Here is an 18,271-nt window from a genome sequence, read left to right as displayed (position 1 = left end):
TTATAAATCAACCCCAATATTTAATTGATGAAGAAGAATTATGCGCGATTCGGGAAACTTATGTTGTTAGCAATTCTCCCTAGTTTGGGATTTGCACAACAAAAGAAGTTGACCGATTATGTAAACCCCTTGATTGGAACGGCGAAAATGGGACATACCTTCCCCGGAGCAACGGTTCCCTTTGGTTCTGTACAGCTGAGTCCCGACACCGATACGATTCCATATGCTTTTAATGGCAAATATACCGGCACTGTCTACGAATATTGTGCTGGCTATCAATATAAGGATAAGACGATTGTAGGTTTCAGCCATACGCACTTTAGCGGAACGGGGCACTCTGATCTGGGTGATATTTTGGTGATGCCTACGCAGGGAAAAGTGCAATTGAATCCTGGTACTGCGGATCGTCCACAAGATGGTTACCGCTCGCCCTTTAGCCATGATAATGAGGTTGCAGAGCCTAACTATTATAAAGTAAAGTTGGATAAGCATAATATATTGGCCGAGTTAACGACCAGTACGCGTGTGGGTATGCACCGATATACCTTTCCGAAATCGGATGCCTCACATATTATTTTTGATTTGACGTCGGGAATCTATAATTATGATGAGAAGAACGTTTGGACCGTGGTTCGCGTTTTGAACGACACGACAATTACAGGTTACAGGCAAACGAACGGGTGGGCAAGAACCCGTACCGTTTATTTTGCGATTAAAACTTCAAAACCCTTTAAGAATTATGGGGCGCGCTACTACGATAAGGAAACGCCTTATAAAGGTTTCTGGCGTAAGTTTGACCAAAAGAACAACTTTCCGGACCTGGCGGCACATAATATGAAACTGCACTTGGATTTTGATACAGAAGATGCAGAGCAGGTGATGATGAAGGTTGCTTTAAGTCCGGTTAGCATGCGCAATGCATTGGCTAATATGGAAGAAGAGGTTCCGCATTGGGATTTCGAACAAGTTGTTTCGAAGGGCAAAGATGCTTGGGAAAAGGAGCTTGGCAAAATTAAGGTCGATATGATGAATGAGGCCGATTTAGTAAATTTTTACACCTCGGTTTATCATGCTAGCCTGATGCCGACGATTTATATGGACGTTAATGGCGAATATAAAGGCTTGGATCAGGAGGTTCATCGTGCAGAAGGCTTTGTGAATTATACTTCATTTTCGTTATGGGACACCTTTAGAGCCTTCCATCCCTGGTTAAACCTAATCAATCCTTCACGCAACGCGGATATGGTTTCTTCGATGATGGCACATTACGATCAGTCATTGCTAGGTATGTTGCCAATTTGGTCGCATTATGCGAACGATAACTGGTGTATGTCGGGTTATCATTCGGTTTCTGTCGTTTCGGATGCGATTTTGAAGGGTGTTTATAAAGGCGATGCTGAGGCAGCTTTATTAGCTTGTATTTCAACGGCAAATGCTCGTCCATATGAAGGAATAGGCGATTATATCGATCTAGGCTATGTGCCGGATGAGGTTTCGACTTCGTCAGTTTCGAATACATTGGAGTATGCTTATGATGATTGGTGTATCGCGCAGGTGGCTAAGAAATTAGGTCATACGGATATTGCGGAGGAGTTTACGAAACGCTCGAACAACTGGAGGAATCTATTTGATAAGTCTATCGGGTTTATGCGTCCGAAAGATAAATCAGGTAAATTTAGAGCAGCGTTCGATGTGTTAGATACCCATGGGCAAGGATTTATAGAGGGCAATACCTGGAATTATACCTTATATGTTCCGCATGATCCTATTGGTTTACGCGATGCCATTGGTGGCGAAAAACGTTTTGAAACGTATTTGGACTCCTTATTTACCATGGAACTGCCTGATAAATATTTCGAGAAAACGGAGGATATTACTCGGGAAGGGATCATCGGGAATTACGTTCATGGAAATGAGCCATCGCACCACGTCGCGTACCTGTATAACGTAACGCAGAGTCCTTGGAAAACCCAAAAGCGGGTAAGAGAGATTATTCGCCATCAATATAATAATGGCGCTGACGGCTTAGGAGGAAATGATGACTGCGGGCAGATGTCGGCTTGGTATTTATTTACCTCTTTAGGTTTTTATCCAGTCGCTCCTGGGGATGCGCATTATTGGATCGGTAGTCCTTTGGTGAAGTCCGCAGTGGTAGAGTTGGAGAATGGGAAAACGTTGAACGTCGTGGCTAAAAATCAGGGGGAGAAGAATCTGTATGTGAGTAAGGTGAGTTGGAACGGTAAGGAGATAAAAGATTTTAAGATTTCGCACGACGATTTGATGAATGGCGGAAAGTTGGAGTTCGTTATGAGCAATAAGCCTAAAAAGAAGTAGGCAAATGGAAAACAAGAAGGGCAGCCATTGGCTGCCTTTCTTGTTTTCCAGGACTATCCTTAATGTTAAAGCGAGTCGTTGAAATATTGGTAAAAATAACGAGCGATCTCGTCATTAGTCGCATCAACCTCTGCGATTGATATGGCCAAAGCCCCTTTTTGCCCTTTCATAAAAGTGTCTCTAACGAAGAAATTCTTCATACGTTGGGCATATTTCTCTGGATCTTTGATCGCAACGTGTATGTATCTTTCGTCGATCTGGTAATCGGCGATGTCGCTCCATTCGATCAGACCAGCTGCCTTGGCAACCGGGGTCGTATTCCCTTGTATTCCGGATTTCGAAAAGCTAATCGCTGCATCGGTCGCCTTTTTCGGGGCAAGAAATAGTTTTAGGAATACTCCGAATCCTAAAAGGATAAGAAAAACGGACGCTACTTTTCCCATGGTATAACCTGCGGTATTAAGGATAAAAACATAGTATCCGATGGCTAGGCCGGCAATTCCAATCAATAGGAATAGGAGGGCCATGTTCTTCTGCTTTTTTACGCTGTAGGGGATGATTACTTCGTTCATAGTATAACGGTTTTTTTTTGTTATGATTTTATGGTTTTAATTTGCTCATTATTTTAAGGTTAAGCAGATATCATGCTAAATCCTAGCTGCCTTTGTTTATAGCATAGTTGATTTATATAATTATGATAGTCGAAATGCTACATAACGTTAGTTTTATTGGCTAGAAAAGGCTTGGTCGCTTATTGGTGTATAGTACAGGATGGTTGAAACTAAATAAAATTTTAAATTTAACATTTATTGTTAGGAGGGGCTTTGCCCCTTATGATTGACAAATAAATAGTAGAATAACCTGATAAAAAACGATAATTATTAAACATGAAACCAAGAACCTACATTTTAGCTCTTTTTTTATTCTTATTTACAGTGCCTTTAGTTGCACAGGAAAAAATCCGAATCAGTCATCAACCCTATATCCAAGCGCTGACGGATAGCTCTTTGTCAATTGTATGGGTAACAAATAAGCCGGCAGTTGCGTGGGTTGAGTTAGCTCCGGCAGATGAGAGTCATTTTTATGCGGAAGCAAGGCCGAAGTTATTTGCAGCCAAGTATGGTTATAAAACTGTTGGGACTGTTCACCAAGTGGATCTTAAGGGGTTAAAACCGGGGACGAAGTATCGATATCGTGTCTATAATCAGGAAGTGTTGAGCCATCAGGGAACGCGCGTTCAATATGGGAATTATGTAGCGACGGACGTGTATTCGAAGGCGGCACTGACATTTACTACGCCAAAGCCTTCTGATAAGGTCTCTTTTGCTATTTTAAATGATATTCATGGAAAAAATGATTTGCTGAGCAATCTGATCGGGCAGGTCGATCTTACGAAGACGGATTTTGTGGTTTTCAATGGCGATATGGTGGATGCATTGATTAGTGAAGATCAGATGTTCACTGGTTTTATGGATAAGGCGACGGAACTGTTCGCTAGTGAGAAGCCGATGTATTTCTCTCGTGGAAATCATGAGACTCGCGGGCCGTTTGCAGTTGCATATCCAAAGTATTTTCCGACGAGCTCCGGAGAATTGTACTATATGTTTACGCAAGGAGAAGCTTGTTTCATTGTGTTGGATGGGGGCGAGGATAAACCGGACAGTGATATTGAATATGCGGGCATCGTGGATATGGATTTCTATAGGGCGCAGCAGGCGGCTTGGTTGGAGCGAGCAGTGGAGAGTCCGGCATTTAAGAATGCGAGATATAAGATTGTAATATGCCACATGCCGCCAATGGGAGGCTGGCATGGTTCGATTGATATCGAGCGTAAGTTTGTTCCAATATTGAATAAGGCGGGGGCACAGATTATGATCAGTGGACATTTGCACCGACATGTAAAACAAATGCCGACGGCGGCTATCAAGTTCCCGTTATTAGTGAACTCTAATGTAAATATGATTAAAGCGGATATTACTGCTGAGAAGGCGGTGTTTAGGGTTGTCGATCAGCAAGGAAAGCAGGTGGATGAAGTTACCTTAAATCCGTTGCGATAGGTTTTTAGCGCTATCTTTGCCTTGATGGAGGTTACAAGGATTACAGTAAATGATAAAATGCAGCGGGGATATTCTTACGAATTGCATGCACCGATGGGTGAAGATTTTGACGCGGAGTTTAAACCGCAGTTGAGCCCTAAGGAAATGCTCGCGCTAGGCGTTTTTGGCGGTCGGTATTTGACCGATTGTAGAGCGGAGTATCCAGCAGACTGGTTCGCTGAAGCAAAGCTCTATGAAGGGGATCATGCTCAAGGAGATGCGAATCTCAACTTTTTTGCTGTTCAAGCGTCTCAGCCGTTGGCGGTTTGGAAGGCAAAAGGATGGATTCATCCGCAAGATCCTCGCGGATGGTTCCAATGGTATTGCCGGTATTTTATGGGACGAAGGACTGATGATGACGCTCGACAGATTAAACGCTGGAAGGCTATGGCGAGGCATGTAGCGCAGGTGAAAGGGAATTGTGCGTTTGGCGATTTAATGTGTCGGAGAAAGCAACGTCAAGCGCTGTTGCATTGGGCTTATGATAGTATTAATATGTAATTGAACTCATGGAAAGCATAATTCGGAGATGTGCTAGGAAGCTTGTTGGAAGGCTGTTTACAGGCTGTTTTGAAAATAAATAAGTTCAGAATCAGTTAGTTTAGGGTTTGGCGTAAATTTATTTTTGCAGAATAGAGTAGAAGCCCTATATTTGCATCATTCCAAAACGGAATATGCCCAGGTGGCGGAATTGGTAGACGCGTTGGTCTCAAACACCAATGAAGCAATTCGTGCCGGTTCGATCCCGGCCCTGGGTACTGACAATAAAGCGGGCGTCATAGACATCCGCTTTATTTGTTTAAAAACGCCGTTTTTGGAGAAATAAAGCAACCTTCGACACGGGTGGTTTAGTATCAAAATCCGATAGTTTTGCAGACATTTTGCAGACATAAATTTTCGGATATGTTTAATCATGTGCATACCCCCGAACTCATGTTCAAATTCTCGACAAAGTTGCACGTTTGGAAAAATCGTGTAAAGAAAAATGGTAACATCTCTATTTACCTTTTCGTGTATATCTCTGCGCCTGGCAATATTCAGCGTGACTTTTATCCCCTCAACATCGAATGGCCACTAATTCATATTGATTTCGCTCAAGATATTCTAAGAGATCAACTACAAAGGAATGTTGCGGGTTAAAGGTGATTTCGAAATATTATCAAAATTCAATATTTTTAGATGAGCCAGAGTATTCTATATTCATTGCAAAAGGACAGCGTAAATAATCCTTTTTATTTATGTAAGATTCTATCTACCTCGGTGCTTTTTCTATTTTCAAGATTCGCATTTTTAGTTGCATATTTGCCCCTATGACTGAAATTAAATCGTTGACTGGGATCCGTGGCATTGCTGCTATTTGGGTCGTTATATTTCACTACTTTTCAACCCATTTCCTAAATCTTTCAACGGATCACGGTGGCTTTTTTAATTATACCTATAATATTGTCAAAAATGGCTATTTGGCCGTTGATCTATTTTTCCTACTAAGTGCTATCGTGCTCTCATTGTCGTATCAAAACAAATTCGGTAATTATGTCGATTTTAATGAGTTTAAAACTTACCTCTTCAAAAGAATCGCTAGGATATACCCTCTTTATTTTTTTACCATTGTTCTAACATTTTTCTATCAAAAGAACCTTTCAATAAGTCACGTAATTACGCATTTAACATTCACTGAAGTGTTTTTTAACACCTACTTTGAAACGCTAAATTTTCCTATTTGGTCTCTAGCCACAGAAATGTTCGTATATCTGATTTTCCCATTTGTATTTTATCTGATATTTAACTTAAATAGAAATTTCAACATCGTTTTAGCAATCATTTCAGTCTTAGCTTTAAACTTCATTCAGTATAGTGAATCGCACTACATAAATCTTCACTTTATGAGATATGAAACAGTAGCTCCCAAAGACAACCTCGATATAAATTGGGGCAACTTAGCATATATTAGAACGGTTCTCGTATATGCTATCGGTTTGATTGCTTATAAATATTCCTTTACTTTTTCTCGAATTGTACTTTGGGCTTTCATTTCAATTTTCATCGTTTCTGTCGTTCTTGATTTAAATGATGTTATAACTGTGATAGGAATGATTTGTATTCCTGCGGCCATTGTTAAAATTGACTTTTTAAAATCTTTCCTTTCGTGGAAACCAATTCATTATTTAGGCGAAATTTCATATAGCATTTACTTGAATCACATCATAATTATTTACTTGCTTAAATATTACTTCCCCAACTTACCCATGCTTAATTTTTTGGCTTTTCCGCTTCTCATTGCAGTTTCGATCGTCACCTATAATTACATCGAAAAACCAGGAAAAAAATACCTTTTATCTAAGCTAATACGTTCTAACAACTAAATCTGCACCCATCTTTGCTTGCAAGGAGGTTTCAACAAAATTTCCATACTTACTTAATGTTCGCTGGGTAGTGAGTTTTTGATGGTGCTAATTTGAATATTGTTATAATAGTTTATAAGCGTACGTCAACATCCGGAATAAATAAAGTATTCATCCATGTGTGTTGTCAACAAGGTGATAATGTTAAAAGTAAAATGGTGACACTAATGTTGGGTCGTTAGGCAATACAATAAGGAAGGGTTAGATATGACTTATCCCTTAACAATCCGGATTAGAATGAAGATATTTTAAACAGTAATCCTCTTTTTACAACTCAGCTATTCCAATTCTATATCAGCTTCAGCATGTTGAATACACTTCCAGGTGTTCTCAATTTTTAGCCAGGTGGATGAGCAAGCGCATTTCGATATTACTTCCTCGCCCTTTACCTTATGCATAAGCTCTATGCGGTAAGCTATAACTGCAACTTCATCCGAGGCGTTATGAAATTTAACATCGTCTATTTTGTTGACTTTCATTTCCATCCCTTCCGCCTGCTCGAAGACCTTTTTAAAATCGTCTTCTGTCATTATGCGAGGTCCGTTCTTGCTTGCAAGAACACAAGGAAAGTAGGTTAGGTTTGTGACAGTTTCTAGATCATGGTTTTCCATACCAGTCCAATAGGCTTTCTCCAGCTTAAAGATTTGATCTTTCATAGTTCAGTGTGATTTTTCTTAAAGAACAGATTTCTAGGCAGTTTGTTTCGAAATTTCCCATGCGCGGTTGGGGGATAAGTGGGTGGGATTCTTGAAAGGGTAGTGGATCCGAGAACTCCCGTGACCCCTTTAAAATGCTATAAACGTAAAAAGCTTCTCATTTCTGAGAAGCTTTTCGGGTAAGTAATGGGGCTCGAACCCACGACCCCTAGAACCACAATCTAGTGCTCTAACCAACTGAGCTATACCTACCGTGATTTTGTGATACAAAAGTAGAATTAATCTCTATAATCTCCAAATATATTCAGCTAAAAATATGGCTTTTGATACAAATAGGCTCATTTCTAAGTAGATATTTTTTATAAACTCTGCATTCTGAACGATAAAATGGAGAAAGAAATCTCATTTAATTCAGATTAAGACAATTCATCTACAATAGATTCTACGCGACTGATGAAGAGATGACATCGCTAGCTTTTTATGTTTTTGTGTATGTGATGCTAAATTATTGATAATTAGGATGTTCTTTTATCAGGCAAGTGTAAGATCCTTGATGCATGATTTCTAATGCGAAATCGTTATGTTTCCGACTAAAATGGGCCGAACAAGCTGATCATTAAATGAATTTTATTTTTGATTGCATTCCAAGTTTTTAATTATTGAATCATAATTTGAAAAATTAGTTTATATTTGATTTAGGTGTTTTGAGCTAGTAATCAATTGTTTGTCATCTTAATTTTTATAGAAATGATTTTTAAAAATATATTGGTTGATTCAGCATTGATCGGTACGATAAAATTCTACGCCTATGTGTTCAATAATTATGATGGCCAAACAGGCTTCGGATTATTTACGAATGATGGACCTAAGCCAATCGTCTATTTTCTACGAAGTAAAAGCGCTCGCATCACGCTGCACTTCGATGATGAAATTATCTTCTGGTTATGTGATCAAAGTGAATTTAGTACGCAAGAGCGTAGGTGTTTATTTAAAGAGTTTCTAGACTTTGCCATACGAATGGAGCGAAAGGCTGCAGAGATGATTTTTAAAGGGGTTAAAATGACTACACTTTCCGACTCTCGAGAGATTATAAAGTATAAACGCTTGTACATACATTATAAACGTCCTTCCATTCCTCCAACTGTTCGCCTCAGTATGGAAAACTAATTTTCCATTTCTTCTAATACAGTTTTTAATATTTTTACAGCCTGATCCATTTCCTCCATATTGAGATTGCCGAATCCTATACGTGTTCCCCTTGTTTTGTTGGATTGGTAGAGTAGGGTTTTTGGTATGAAGAGCTGTTTTGCAGCGCAGCGTTTCGCAAGCTCATAAAGGTTGATCGATTTTTGCCAGTTCAGCCAAAAAGCTAATCCGCCTTTGGGTATACTAAATTCAACCCATTCCTTGAGATGTTCAGACAGTAAGCTTCCGAAGTAATCTCTACGCTCTTTATATACTTTCAAAGACTTCTTTAAATGACGATCAACGACTCCCTCTTGAATCAACTCGCCCAACGCCTGCTCCATCAGGATATCGCCTTGCCGATCGATAATACCCAAGTGTTTCCGCATTTCTTGCATAATATTCGTCGGGGCTACAATGAAGCCTGTCCTAAAACCCGGTGCTAATGATTTTCCAAAGGAGCCTACATAGATGACCATCCCATTCTGATCGTTGCTGGCGATTGGTAAAATCGGTTGTTTTTCATAGTGAAAGTCATAATCATAGTCGTCCTCCACAATAATAAATCCATATTGATTGGCTAGTTGCAGTAAGTCCATCCTCCGCTGAGCAGACAATGGTACCGTGGTTGGGTAATGCTGTTGCGGAGTAACATAAACCATTCGTATAGTCTCTTTCTCGCATAATTTCCGGAGCGCATTCGTGTCTATTCCATCCTCATCAACCGCGATAGTTTTAATTTTGTTGCCCGCTTTTTGAAAAATCATGTTTGCTGAGAAATAACTTAAGTCTGCGACGACGACGGTATCTGAAGGCTCCAGAATGATTTCAGCAATGATAAACAAGCTCATCTCCATGCTGCGTGTGATCAGCAAGTTGTCCTTGCTGATCGCTAATCCCCGCGAAAGCTGAAGGTATTGCGTCAGCTGCTCTTTAAAATATTCAGATCCGTCATAATTGTAATACCCCATTTTCTTGCGGTTGACTTTGCGTTTGAGGTTGGCGGAGTAAATCCTGGAGAGGTCGTCCAATTGCGTTAGGCGGATATCGGGCGTGCCATCATTGAAACTTAGCTCATAGCTATTCTTCTCAAAAGGATTATCTAAAAGGAAGGATTTCCGAAAATGATAGCCTGTACTTTTCGGATAGCTATTTTCTTTTTCCGCGGAAGGGTTCAGGAGCGGCAATTCTGAGGATATAAAAGTTCCCTTGTTAGCGCGTATTTCTACCCATCCTTGCGCGAACAGCTCCTCGTAGGCCGCGGTAATGGTGTTTCTGTGTACTTCCAATAGTTCGCCTAACTGTCGGGTTCCCAAGAGTTTCGATCCTGGTCTTAGGTGTCCGCGGCCAATGGCTTGGATAAATTGTTGAGCTATTTGAAGGTATAAAGGTTGGGAATTCGAACGATCTATTTGGATAATACTGCGATAAGGAATGTTGTCCGGACTACTCATGATATCAAAACTGGTAGGGTCTAACCTGCCGGCAAGGTAATATATTTGTTGGAAATAGAAAAATATGAAAACAATTATAGATCGCATCGTAAGAGATGATGTCCTCCACGCGAAATGGCTAAATACCCTATCTTTCATGGAAAATGCAGGGGCTCGTAAAATCTCTGCTTGTGAAGATCGGTTCAAAACCAATATCATGCAGTTGAAACATGCTGCGGAAGAACATCGCCATGCCTATTACCTCAAGAAGCAGCTTTATAAACTCGATGTCACCGGTTTCCAATATTACGCTGCCGATACATTATTAGCGTCTAATCACACCCAACATTATTTGCATGCGCTGGATATACAAGCCTGTCGATATTTAAAAAAACAGTTTCAATTAGATGGGAATGCGTTGAAACATGCCGCTTATCTTTTTGTTACCTACGCTATCGAAGTTCGTGCGGATGAGCTCTATCCAATTTATCAGGAAGCTTTAACCAAGCATCACTCCAAAGTGATGGTAAAGTCAATTATTCTCGAAGAGGAAGGGCATTTGGAAGAAATGATAACCTCATTAAAAGAATTTGATGAGCAATGGGAAGTCCACGCTGCGGCGATTTTAGCGTTAGAAAAGGAGCTGTTTCAGCACTGGTTTTCGGCAATTGCATTAGAGATAGAGAAGGCATATGGGCACATTGCAGAGGTGGCAAGCTAATATCACTAAACGTGCTTCGAATGACCTCTTAAGGGAATTGCGTGTTGAAGAGGGGACGATTGATTTCGCTTCGAACGATTATCTGGGTCTAGCGAGAAATTCAACGTTTCAACAATCTTTGCTGGAAATAGCTATTCAAAGCCCAGCCTTGATGACAGGCAGTGCTAGTTCAAGACTAATTACTGGAAATTCATCGATAAAGGAAGACGTAGAAGGCTTTTTAGCGAAACGATACGATGTAGAATCAGCACTGCTGTTTCCATCAGGCTATATTGCTAATTTATCGCTGCTGAGTGCTTTGCCGCAGCGAGGCGATACGGTAATTGTGGACGAATTGATACATCGATCCGTGCATGATGCTTGCTCACTGAATCAAGCCAATAAATGGAAGTTTCGACATCAAGATCTCAATCATTTAGAGGCTTTGCTGAAACGTGCGAAGGGGCAATGCTGGGTCGTTGTTGAATCCGTCTATTCGATGGACGGAGATATTGCAGCATTAAGGGGGCTCGCCCAACTCGCTAACTTATATGGTGCCCACCTTATCGTCGATGAAGCGCATGCCGTCGGTGTGTTTGGAGATGGGCTTATCCCAACGTACGGATTGCAATCGCAGGTCTTTGCCTGCGTAGTCACCTATGGAAAGTCAATGGGGCTACATGGGGCTGCAGTTTTAGGGTCGGAAGCGTTGAAGAGTTATCTCATTAATTTTGCTTCTCCATTTATCTACAGCACGGCAATGCCTGATATGATGGCTTTGAGCATACAGTCAGCCTATCAATTCTTAGATCAAAACACGCAGTTGGCAGTTGAACTTCAAGATCGTATTACTTTCTATGAAACAGAAATGCTTGGTGAAGTCTCAAAATCATTACTTACACCCATACAGCCTGTTATTATTCCCGATATAACCAAATTGAGGAGTATTACAAAAGCGATCAAAGCGCATGGTTTTCATGTTTATGCGGTATTGCCGCCTTCCGTGCCAGAAGGGACCGGCCGATTAAGAATATCCATCCATCAATACAATAGTCGGGAGGAAATAAAACAACTCGCCGAACTTATAAAATCATATGCACAATGAAAAAACAAGTTTTTGTTTCAGGGATAGGAACTGGAATAGGGAAGACGTTCTGCTCTGCACTGCTCGTTAAACTTTGGCAAGCCGATTACTGGAAGCCAATACAGTCTGGCGATCTGGATATGACAGACAGCATGACCGTGCGAGAGCTTGTGGAAGATGAAGTAACCATATTTCCCGAACGCTATCGACTAAATACTGCGGCATCTCCGCATGAGTCCGCTCGCATCGATGGAGTAGAGATTAAATTGAACGATTTTCAACTGCCATACAGCCCAAATAACCTTGTTGTTGAAGGGGTAGGAGGATTATATGTTCCTATCAATGAGGATAAATTTATAATCGACTTAATAAAACACTTGAACTTACCGGTCGTGTTAGTCGTCAAAGATTACCTTGGCTGTATCAACCACAGTATCCTTTCCATCAAAGCGCTCGAGTCCAACAATATTGTGTTGGACACCGTGGTTTTTAATGGTCCATTTTCTAGTGCAACGGAACGGGTCATCCGTCGGCATCTTCCTGAGGAAGTAGCATGCCTCAATATACCTTGGTTACACAAGTAAAGCAGAATAAACAAAACAAAATACATCAAATCAGAATGAAACACGAAAAAGAATTACGCCATAATTGGACAAAGGAAGAGCTATTGGCCATTTACAACAAGCCACTTATGGAACTGGTCTATGAAGCTGCAACGGTGCATCGGCAATGGCATAATCCGGAACAAGTGCAGATCTCAACCTTGTTGTCTGTGAAAACAGGCGGATGCCCTGAAGATTGCTCGTATTGCGGACAGGCAGCGCGTTATCATACGGATATCAAAGTACAGGCCTTGCTTCCTACGGAAACTGTCCTTGCGCATGCTCAAAAAGCGAAAGATAACGGTTCCTCACGCTTTTGCATGGCGGCAGCATGGCGCGAAGTACGCGATAATCGTGACTTCGATCGCATCATCGATATGGTAAAAGGTGTCAATGAATTAGGGCTAGAGGTATGCTGTACCTTAGGCATGCTGAGCGAAAGCCAGGCCCAACGCCTGCAGGAAGCAGGCTTATATGCTTATAACCACAACTTAGATACTTCCGAAGAATTTTACGACGAGATCATCTCCACACGCAAGTTCGATAACCGAATTGAAACCATCAAGAATGTGCGTAAGGCAGGTATCACTGTGTGCTCGGGTGGTATCATCGGATTGGGTGAGAAGCCAGCAGATCGTATCTCCATGCTACGCACGCTAGCCAATATGGAAAAACATCCCGAATCTGTTCCTATCAACGCCCTAGCTAGAGTTGACGGAACACCGCTGGAACATCTTCCAAAAATTGATATCTGGGAAATGGTGCGCATGATTGCCACTGCTCGCATCGTGTTGCCATCCTCTATGGTACGTCTGAGTGCGGGAAGAATTGAAATGTCGGAGGTCGAGCAAGCTTGGTGCTTTATGGCGGGCGCTAATTCGATCTTCACCGGAGAACGACAAACCTTGTTGGTGACCCCAAATCCGGGAGTCGACGAAGATATGCAGATGTTAAGAAATCTAGGTCTGAAACCAATGCAGAAGGAGGTAAAGGAAGCATGTTCGATGAGTTAATTGCTAGAGATCGTGCGGTTAATTGGCATCCCTATAGCCAAATGAAAACCAGCCAACACATTCCAATACTATCCGGAAAAGGCGTTCAGCTCTATGATGCCAATGGAAACAGCTATATAGACGCTGTTTCCTCCTGGTGGGTGACCTTACATGGTCATGCACACCCATATATCGCTCAAAAGGTTTTCGAGCAGCTACAGCGCTTAGAACAGGTTATCTTCGCAGGCTTTACCCACCAGCCTGCCATAGAGCTTTCAGAGCGCCTGTTAGCCATTTTGCCGGCAAATCAACAAAAGATATTCTATTCCGACAATGGTTCTACCGCGGTAGAGGTAGCACTCAAGATGTGCATACAGTATGCGCATCAGCAAGGGGATAAGAAAAATAAGATAATTGCTTTCAAGCATGGATACCATGGTGATACTTTCGGTGCGATGTCTGTTAGCGAGCGGGGTCTATGGACCGCGCCTTTCCAAGACTTGCTCTTTGAGGTCATCTTCATCGATGCTCCCCACTCATCCAATCTGAAGGAAACTTTTCAAATAATAGATCAGCATGCGGATGATGTCGCTTGTTTCATTTATGAGCCTTTGGTCCAAGGGGCTGGTGGGATGCTAATGCATCAGGCAGCTGATTTATCAGCATTAATGGCATACTGTAAATCCAAAGGAATTCTGCTGATCCAAGACGAGGTATTCGTAGGATTTGGCCGAACAGGAACTTTATTTGCAGCCAATCAACTGACTGAAAGTCCCGATATTATGTGCTTCTCTAAAGGATTAACCGGCGGTACCATGCCAATGGGGATCACAAGCTGTACCGAAGAGCTGTATCAAGCTTTTTATTCGGATGAAAAGATGAAAGCCTTCTTTCATGGACATTCGTTTACCGCTAGTCCCATTGCTTGTGCAGCATCCTTGGCAAGCCTGGATCTACTGCTTCAACAAGATACGTTGGATTCCATACAGCGAATTGTTCGCTCGCACCAAGATTTTATTAAAGAACTTAGCGCGTTGAAGGTGGTGGAACATGTACGTCAATGTGGGACTATATTAGCATTTGATTGGAAAGTAGGAGAGACCTCATACTTCAACAAGATACAAGAGCAGCTATACGCTGCCTTCCTTGCCGAAGGAGTCATTCTGCGTCCTTTAGGGAACACGGTTTATATCTTACCACCGTATTGCATCTCGGATCAAGAATTGCAAGAGGTTTATCAAGCCATTAAGAAAGTCGCAAATAGCATCTACTAAGGTATTAAATGGTATTTTTTACCATCCCAACTATAGCGCTCTTCAGACTTTTTGATCTTATACTCTAGCTCTTCTTTCGTATCGTCGATTACTTCCCCTTCTTCCATCTTTTTAATGATGAGTTGGTTTCCCTTTGTGTATTTCTTTGGGAATTCCAACTCTTCGGAATAATAATATACTCCAGCATCCGATACCGAGGAGATCTTAGGAAGGGCATTTAAGTTCGTCCCATCCCAAGCAAAGCCAAAGGTTGTTGTCGGGATGCCACAGGCCTCCCCAGAGAAGATCACGTTATAGATTAGTTTGCTATCCTTAAGGTTTTCGCTTTCAGTTAATTCTGATGTGCAATAAGATTGCTCACCACGATAGTTTGCAAAGCCGGCTTTAGCAATGAGCTGTTGGTTTTTATTAAATACTTTCGCTTCCACCCAATCGTAAGATTCCTCGTCATTATGCCAGGCAATCCCATAAAGAAAGGTATTTCCTGTAGACGGGTCCACTTTTTTATCTAAGCTCACTAATCCAATCCATATATAGCCGGTCTTCTGTTGATTGTTGATCTTGTAAGCTATTTTATACCAAGGCAGGTACATTCCACGAAGCTGCATAGGGTTGTAGCCAGCATTGTCCAAGAACTTGATCGGAGTACCCATAGGAATAGAGTCAACTAGCGCACTATTTGTGGAAGGCATTTTACGAACATAGGCCATATTGGCAAAGATGGCAGCGTCCTTTTCGGTATTAACATACCAAAGGTTGTAATCGTCAGCAACAACAAATGCTGCGGGCTCTTCCTCTTGCGCTTGCGCAAAGTGCGAAAAACAACATAAGAAACTAATCAAAAATAGTGATGCTAGCAGGCGAGCGGATGGCATGGATTTAAAATTCATATATTGACCTAATTGATAGGTAAAGATAATTGATTTAAACCAGAGCATATATCCCTGAATACCGTGGATTTTATCGGCTAAGCCTTCGTCGCCGATAATGCATAAAGCATGGGTATTTTATTGTCTAAATGTTTAATACGGAACTTCTTAGGTGCTACTTCTACGCCATGTCGAAAGCAATTGTAAGGCGAATAGTCATATTCCTGAAACGTGTCTAAGCGAAAACCCTGACCAAGCAAGGCGGTCATGACCTCACCAAGCGAATGATTCCAGGAGATACTCTTGTTACTGATGTCAGCATCGCGATCCGCATAAGTTCCATCGCTTACTTCTTCAACTGGGCCGGCATTAAAATAATTGTAACCTACTTTTTCAAAGTCATAATCAAACATCCATACGACCGGGTGAAATTCAACGAATACCAAGCGACCTCCCGGTTTTAATACACGGCGGATTACTCTGGCCCAGGCATCCAGATCCGGAAGCCAGCCAATCGTACCATAGCTCGTGAAAACCATATCGAACTGCCCATTCAATTCTTCGGGCGTGCTATAGACGTCCGTGCAGATGAACTTAGCATCGATTTGAAGCTGCTCCGCTAATTTATTAGCCGCATCAATCGCTTTGTCAGAAAGGTCTAAGCCGGTGACCGAAGCGCCCATTCGTGCCAAAGACAAGGTGTCCTGTCCGAAATGACATTGTAGATGAAAGATTTTTTTGCCCCTCAGGTCCCCAAATAGTTCCAGCTCAACAGGATTTAAGGAACTGTTCCCTGCAAGGAATCCTTCCATGTCATAAAAATCGGAAGATAGGTGGGTATCCACTGCATCATTCCAAAGTATCCTATTTACTTCTTTGTAGTTTTCTTCGTTGCTCATCTTTTTTTAATCAGAGGTATCCGCTGTTTTTTTCTCCTGTGCTACTTCTTTATCTTCGGCTGTAGCCTCCAACTGATTATCCTCCTGTTCGTCTTCGTTTTGCGGAGCATACTGCAGATGAACAAATATAGGATAATGATCTGAATTAAAATTGTCCAGTTTTCTCAGGGAGATAAGCTTAAAGTGAGCAGAGATAAAGGCGTGGTCAAGAGGGAATTGCATTAGGGGATGTTTCGCATGAAAGGTGTTGAAGAATCCCCTTCCGCGACGCGGATCCAGTAGCTTGCTCATCTTTAAAAACAAGTCGGTCGTGTAGCTCCATGCCACGTCATTTAAGTCGCCGATCACAATCACTGGTAGATCGCATTTCTTGGCCTTCTCAGCAACCAAAAGTAATTCCTTATCACGTTCGGTAGAACGTGGGTTTTCATTCGGAACCGGCGGCGTAGGGTGCACCGCATACACCTGCACCAATTGACCGCTAGGTAACTCAATTTTTGTGTGGATAGAGGGAATTTCCTTCTCTACCAAATACTCAACACTGCTGTCCTTCAACGGATATTTCGAAAACATCAGCATCCCGTAGGTGTTGTCGATTGGTACTTTAATCTGATACGGATAATCCTGATCCAATATCGCCGTCTCCTTCGCCCACTGATGGTTGGTTTCTAGTAGTAAAACTAAGTCAGCATTGTTGCTTTTCACTACTTTGATGCATCCCTGATAATTGTCGTTGTCTTCATAAACATTCGAAATCATCACCGCCAGGCTATTGTCCTTATCGACCTCCTTGGTTCCCAAAACTTGTTTTTTGGATAACGGCGTAAATGGTAGAATCTGGAATAATAAGCAAATCGCGGTAATTGCAACAGCGACCGCCATAATGTTGAGCCAGAGGATAGCAGGAAAGGCAAGTAAGAAAAATAACAATAACCAAAGTATAGTCAATGCTAGCTTTTGAATTCGCGGATATTCGAAGACCCGAAAAGTCCAAAAGTCCAGCCTAATAAGGGGTAGAATAGAGAAAATGAGGATCAATGACCCTAATATGTATAGCGTAATTTCCATTTATCAATTGTGTGTGCACTAAAGGTAGACAAATGTGATACCATTTAATCCAATTATTTCTAATAATACGTCATTTTGGGGTCAATGGTTTTCGGTTTTTAATGTCCATAGGTTAATATTTGGTATATTTAGGAGATACACCAAATTATAATCGAACATGGCCTTACAAAAACGATCTTACGACACCCTAAGTGAAGCAGTGAATGATTTACAAGCGATCGGATATACCGAAGATTTTTTAATCCGCGAGGATGGAGAGTGTCTATACTGTACTCAGAATGCGATGGAGTTATCGCCTGAAGAATTTGTAATCGACGGAATTTACCGATTTGAAGGAATGACCGACCCCGCAGATGAAAGCATCTTATTTGCTATATCCTCCAGAGACAACCTGATTAGAGGCTTAGTTATCAATAGCTTTGGCGCGGATTTCAGCTACCGCTCCTCGAAGCTGGTTGAAGAGCTGTATAGACGATCGAGAGAGATTCGTTAAAATAGTAGTTAGTAATTAGTACTTAGTAGTTAGACCTAGGGCTGGATTAGGTATTAGATATGAGATTTTAGACGTTAGAGTATTGGCTTTCGAAGTAGAAAGGGGGATTTGTTTTGAACTAGGAAAGGAAGGGAGGTTTGTCTGAACCTTTCCTGGTATTCAAAGACAAAATATAAAGACAAAA

General features: G+C 41.5%; 18 protein-coding genes and 2 tRNA genes. 13 read left to right on the top strand and 7 right to left on the bottom strand.

Translation table 11 applies throughout. From position 1 onward, the window contains the following. Positions 1 to 27 precede the first annotated feature (27 nt). Positions 28 to 2,334: a GH92 family glycosyl hydrolase gene (locus QYC40_RS08625; RefSeq protein WP_301993566.1), complete on the top strand. Its 2,307-nt coding sequence runs from the start codon at positions 28 to 30 to the stop codon at positions 2,332 to 2,334. 65 nt (positions 2,335 to 2,399) lie between these two features. Here QYC40_RS08625 and QYC40_RS08620 read toward each other — a convergent pair whose 3' ends face one another. Next, positions 2,400 to 2,906: an STM3941 family protein gene (locus QYC40_RS08620; RefSeq protein ID WP_301993565.1), complete on the bottom strand. Its 507-nt coding sequence runs from the start codon at positions 2,904 to 2,906 to the stop codon at positions 2,400 to 2,402. Between the two features lie 315 nt (positions 2,907 to 3,221). On the opposite strand from QYC40_RS08620, the gene QYC40_RS08615 reads away from it, so the two are divergent. The 5 genes from QYC40_RS08615 (at position 3,222) to QYC40_RS08595 (ending at position 6,793) form a co-directional block, all read left to right on the top strand. Then, positions 3,222 to 4,391 (top strand): FN3 domain-containing metallophosphoesterase family protein, encoded by a 1,170-nt coding sequence (locus QYC40_RS08615; protein WP_301993563.1) that lies wholly within the window; start codon positions 3,222 to 3,224, stop codon positions 4,389 to 4,391. 24 nt (positions 4,392 to 4,415) lie between these two features. Next, positions 4,416 to 4,931 (top strand): hypothetical protein, encoded by a 516-nt coding sequence (locus QYC40_RS08610; RefSeq protein ID WP_301993562.1) that lies wholly within the window; start codon positions 4,416 to 4,418, stop codon positions 4,929 to 4,931. 175 nt (positions 4,932 to 5,106) lie between these two features. Next, positions 5,107 to 5,188: transfer RNA gene (locus QYC40_RS08605), tRNA-Leu, on the top strand. A 145-nt stretch (positions 5,189 to 5,333) separates the two neighbouring features. Beyond that, positions 5,334 to 5,570, top strand: coding sequence for a hypothetical protein (locus tag QYC40_RS08600; protein WP_301993561.1), 237 nt, complete (start codon positions 5,334 to 5,336; stop codon positions 5,568 to 5,570). A gap of 170 nt (positions 5,571 to 5,740) precedes the next feature. Further along, complete coding sequence (locus tag QYC40_RS08595) at positions 5,741 to 6,793, top strand: acyltransferase (RefSeq protein ID WP_301993559.1); 1,053 nt, start codon at positions 5,741 to 5,743, stop codon at positions 6,791 to 6,793. 317 nt (positions 6,794 to 7,110) lie between these two features. On the opposite strand, the gene QYC40_RS08590 is transcribed toward QYC40_RS08595, so the two are convergent. Then, complete coding sequence (locus QYC40_RS08590) at positions 7,111 to 7,488, bottom strand: nuclear transport factor 2 family protein (protein WP_301993558.1); 378 nt, start codon at positions 7,486 to 7,488, stop codon at positions 7,111 to 7,113. A gap of 178 nt (positions 7,489 to 7,666) precedes the next feature. After that, a tRNA-His gene (locus tag QYC40_RS08585) sits at positions 7,667 to 7,740 on the bottom strand. Between the two features lie 495 nt (positions 7,741 to 8,235). Between QYC40_RS08585 and QYC40_RS08580 the strand changes: the two genes are divergently transcribed. Further along, on the top strand, positions 8,236 to 8,655 hold the full coding sequence (locus tag QYC40_RS08580) for a hypothetical protein (protein ID WP_301993557.1): 420 nt from the start codon (positions 8,236 to 8,238) through the stop codon (positions 8,653 to 8,655). Here QYC40_RS08580 and QYC40_RS08575 read toward each other — a convergent pair. After that, positions 8,652 to 10,127, bottom strand: a complete 1,476-nt coding sequence (locus QYC40_RS08575; RefSeq protein WP_301993556.1) for a PLP-dependent aminotransferase family protein — start codon at positions 10,125 to 10,127, stop codon at positions 8,652 to 8,654. The genes QYC40_RS08580 and QYC40_RS08575 overlap by 4 nt on opposite strands. A 64-nt stretch (positions 10,128 to 10,191) precedes the next feature. Between QYC40_RS08575 and QYC40_RS08570 the strand changes: the two genes are divergently transcribed. The 5 genes from QYC40_RS08570 to bioA are packed head-to-tail and all read left to right on the top strand — an operon-like array spanning position 10,192 to position 14,758. Further along, positions 10,192 to 10,827 (top strand): hypothetical protein, encoded by a 636-nt coding sequence (locus QYC40_RS08570; RefSeq protein ID WP_301993555.1) that lies wholly within the window; start codon positions 10,192 to 10,194, stop codon positions 10,825 to 10,827. Then, positions 10,799 to 11,911, top strand: a complete 1,113-nt coding sequence (locus QYC40_RS08565) for an aminotransferase class I/II-fold pyridoxal phosphate-dependent enzyme (protein WP_301993554.1) — start codon at positions 10,799 to 10,801, stop codon at positions 11,909 to 11,911. The genes QYC40_RS08570 and QYC40_RS08565 overlap by 29 nt, the downstream gene beginning before the upstream one ends. Beyond that, positions 11,908 to 12,474 carry a dethiobiotin synthase gene (gene bioD / locus QYC40_RS08560; protein ID WP_301993553.1) on the top strand — a complete coding sequence of 189 codons (567 nt, stop codon included), beginning with the start codon at positions 11,908 to 11,910 and terminating at the stop codon, positions 12,472 to 12,474. The genes QYC40_RS08565 and bioD overlap by 4 nt, the downstream gene beginning before the upstream one ends. Positions 12,475 to 12,509: 35 nt before the next feature. Further along, complete coding sequence (bioB, locus tag QYC40_RS08555) at positions 12,510 to 13,505, top strand: biotin synthase BioB (RefSeq protein WP_301993552.1); 996 nt, start codon at positions 12,510 to 12,512, stop codon at positions 13,503 to 13,505. Continuing rightward, positions 13,490 to 14,758, top strand: a complete 1,269-nt coding sequence (gene bioA, locus QYC40_RS08550; protein WP_301993551.1) for an adenosylmethionine--8-amino-7-oxononanoate transaminase — start codon at positions 13,490 to 13,492, stop codon at positions 14,756 to 14,758. The genes bioB and bioA overlap by 16 nt, the downstream gene beginning before the upstream one ends. Here the strand turns inward: bioA and QYC40_RS08545 are convergent. The 3 genes from QYC40_RS08545 to QYC40_RS08535 all read right to left on the bottom strand — a co-directional run bounded on the left by QYC40_RS08545 (position 14,755) and on the right by QYC40_RS08535 (position 17,594). Beyond that, positions 14,755 to 15,648 (bottom strand): SH3 domain-containing protein, encoded by an 894-nt coding sequence (locus QYC40_RS08545; protein WP_301993550.1) that lies wholly within the window; start codon positions 15,646 to 15,648, stop codon positions 14,755 to 14,757. The genes bioA and QYC40_RS08545 overlap by 4 nt on opposite strands. A gap of 77 nt (positions 15,649 to 15,725) precedes the next feature. Beyond that, complete coding sequence (locus QYC40_RS08540) at positions 15,726 to 16,526, bottom strand: class I SAM-dependent methyltransferase (protein ID WP_301993549.1); 801 nt, start codon at positions 16,524 to 16,526, stop codon at positions 15,726 to 15,728. Between the two features lie 6 nt (positions 16,527 to 16,532). Then, a complete protein-coding gene (locus QYC40_RS08535; RefSeq protein WP_301993548.1) occupies positions 16,533 to 17,594 on the bottom strand; it encodes an endonuclease/exonuclease/phosphatase family protein in 1,062 nt (353 codons plus the stop codon). A 157-nt stretch (positions 17,595 to 17,751) separates the two neighbouring features. Here QYC40_RS08535 and QYC40_RS08530 point away from each other — a divergent pair, with 157 nt between their 5' ends. Further along, complete coding sequence (locus QYC40_RS08530; protein WP_301993547.1) at positions 17,752 to 18,087, top strand: phosphoribosylpyrophosphate synthetase; 336 nt, start codon at positions 17,752 to 17,754, stop codon at positions 18,085 to 18,087. Positions 18,088 to 18,271: the final 184 nt, after the last annotated feature.

The sequence above is a fragment of the Sphingobacterium sp. BN32 genome (assembly GCF_030503615.1).
In the GTDB taxonomy this organism is placed as follows: Bacteria; Bacteroidota; Bacteroidia; order Sphingobacteriales; family Sphingobacteriaceae; genus Sphingobacterium.
Note: the sequence above shows the minus strand (reverse complement) of the source record. Positions and strands in the feature narration are given on the sequence as shown.

Excerpts from the sequence above, each read along its gene's own strand:
- QYC40_RS08535 (WP_301993548.1), bottom strand. The coding sequence starts at position 17,594 with ATGGAAATTACGCTATACATATTAGGGTCATTGATCCTCATTTTCTCT.
- QYC40_RS08545 (WP_301993550.1), bottom strand. The coding sequence starts at position 15,648 with ATGAATTTTAAATCCATGCCATCCGCTCGCCTGCTAGCATCACTATTT.
- QYC40_RS08600 (WP_301993561.1), top strand. The coding sequence starts at position 5,334 with ATGTTTAATCATGTGCATACCCCCGAACTCATGTTCAAATTCTCGACA.
- QYC40_RS08580 (WP_301993557.1), top strand. The coding sequence starts at position 8,236 with ATGATTTTTAAAAATATATTGGTTGATTCAGCATTGATCGGTACGATA.
- QYC40_RS08565 (WP_301993554.1), top strand. The coding sequence starts at position 10,799 with ATGGGCACATTGCAGAGGTGGCAAGCTAATATCACTAAACGTGCTTCG.
- QYC40_RS08590 (WP_301993558.1), bottom strand. The coding sequence starts at position 7,488 with ATGAAAGATCAAATCTTTAAGCTGGAGAAAGCCTATTGGACTGGTATG.
- bioA (WP_301993551.1), top strand. The coding sequence starts at position 13,490 with ATGTTCGATGAGTTAATTGCTAGAGATCGTGCGGTTAATTGGCATCCC.
- QYC40_RS08530 (WP_301993547.1), top strand. The coding sequence starts at position 17,752 with ATGGCCTTACAAAAACGATCTTACGACACCCTAAGTGAAGCAGTGAAT.
- QYC40_RS08575 (WP_301993556.1), bottom strand. The coding sequence starts at position 10,127 with ATGAGTAGTCCGGACAACATTCCTTATCGCAGTATTATCCAAATAGAT.
- QYC40_RS08610 (WP_301993562.1), top strand. The coding sequence starts at position 4,416 with ATGGAGGTTACAAGGATTACAGTAAATGATAAAATGCAGCGGGGATAT.
- bioD (WP_301993553.1), top strand. The coding sequence starts at position 11,908 with ATGAAAAAACAAGTTTTTGTTTCAGGGATAGGAACTGGAATAGGGAAG.
- QYC40_RS08620 (WP_301993565.1), bottom strand. The coding sequence starts at position 2,906 with ATGAACGAAGTAATCATCCCCTACAGCGTAAAAAAGCAGAAGAACATG.
- QYC40_RS08540 (WP_301993549.1), bottom strand. The coding sequence starts at position 16,526 with ATGAGCAACGAAGAAAACTACAAAGAAGTAAATAGGATACTTTGGAAT.
- QYC40_RS08625 (WP_301993566.1), top strand. The coding sequence starts at position 28 with ATGAAGAAGAATTATGCGCGATTCGGGAAACTTATGTTGTTAGCAATT.
- QYC40_RS08595 (WP_301993559.1), top strand. The coding sequence starts at position 5,741 with ATGACTGAAATTAAATCGTTGACTGGGATCCGTGGCATTGCTGCTATT.
- QYC40_RS08570 (WP_301993555.1), top strand. The coding sequence starts at position 10,192 with ATGAAAACAATTATAGATCGCATCGTAAGAGATGATGTCCTCCACGCG.
- QYC40_RS08615 (WP_301993563.1), top strand. The coding sequence starts at position 3,222 with ATGAAACCAAGAACCTACATTTTAGCTCTTTTTTTATTCTTATTTACA.
- bioB (WP_301993552.1), top strand. The coding sequence starts at position 12,510 with ATGAAACACGAAAAAGAATTACGCCATAATTGGACAAAGGAAGAGCTA.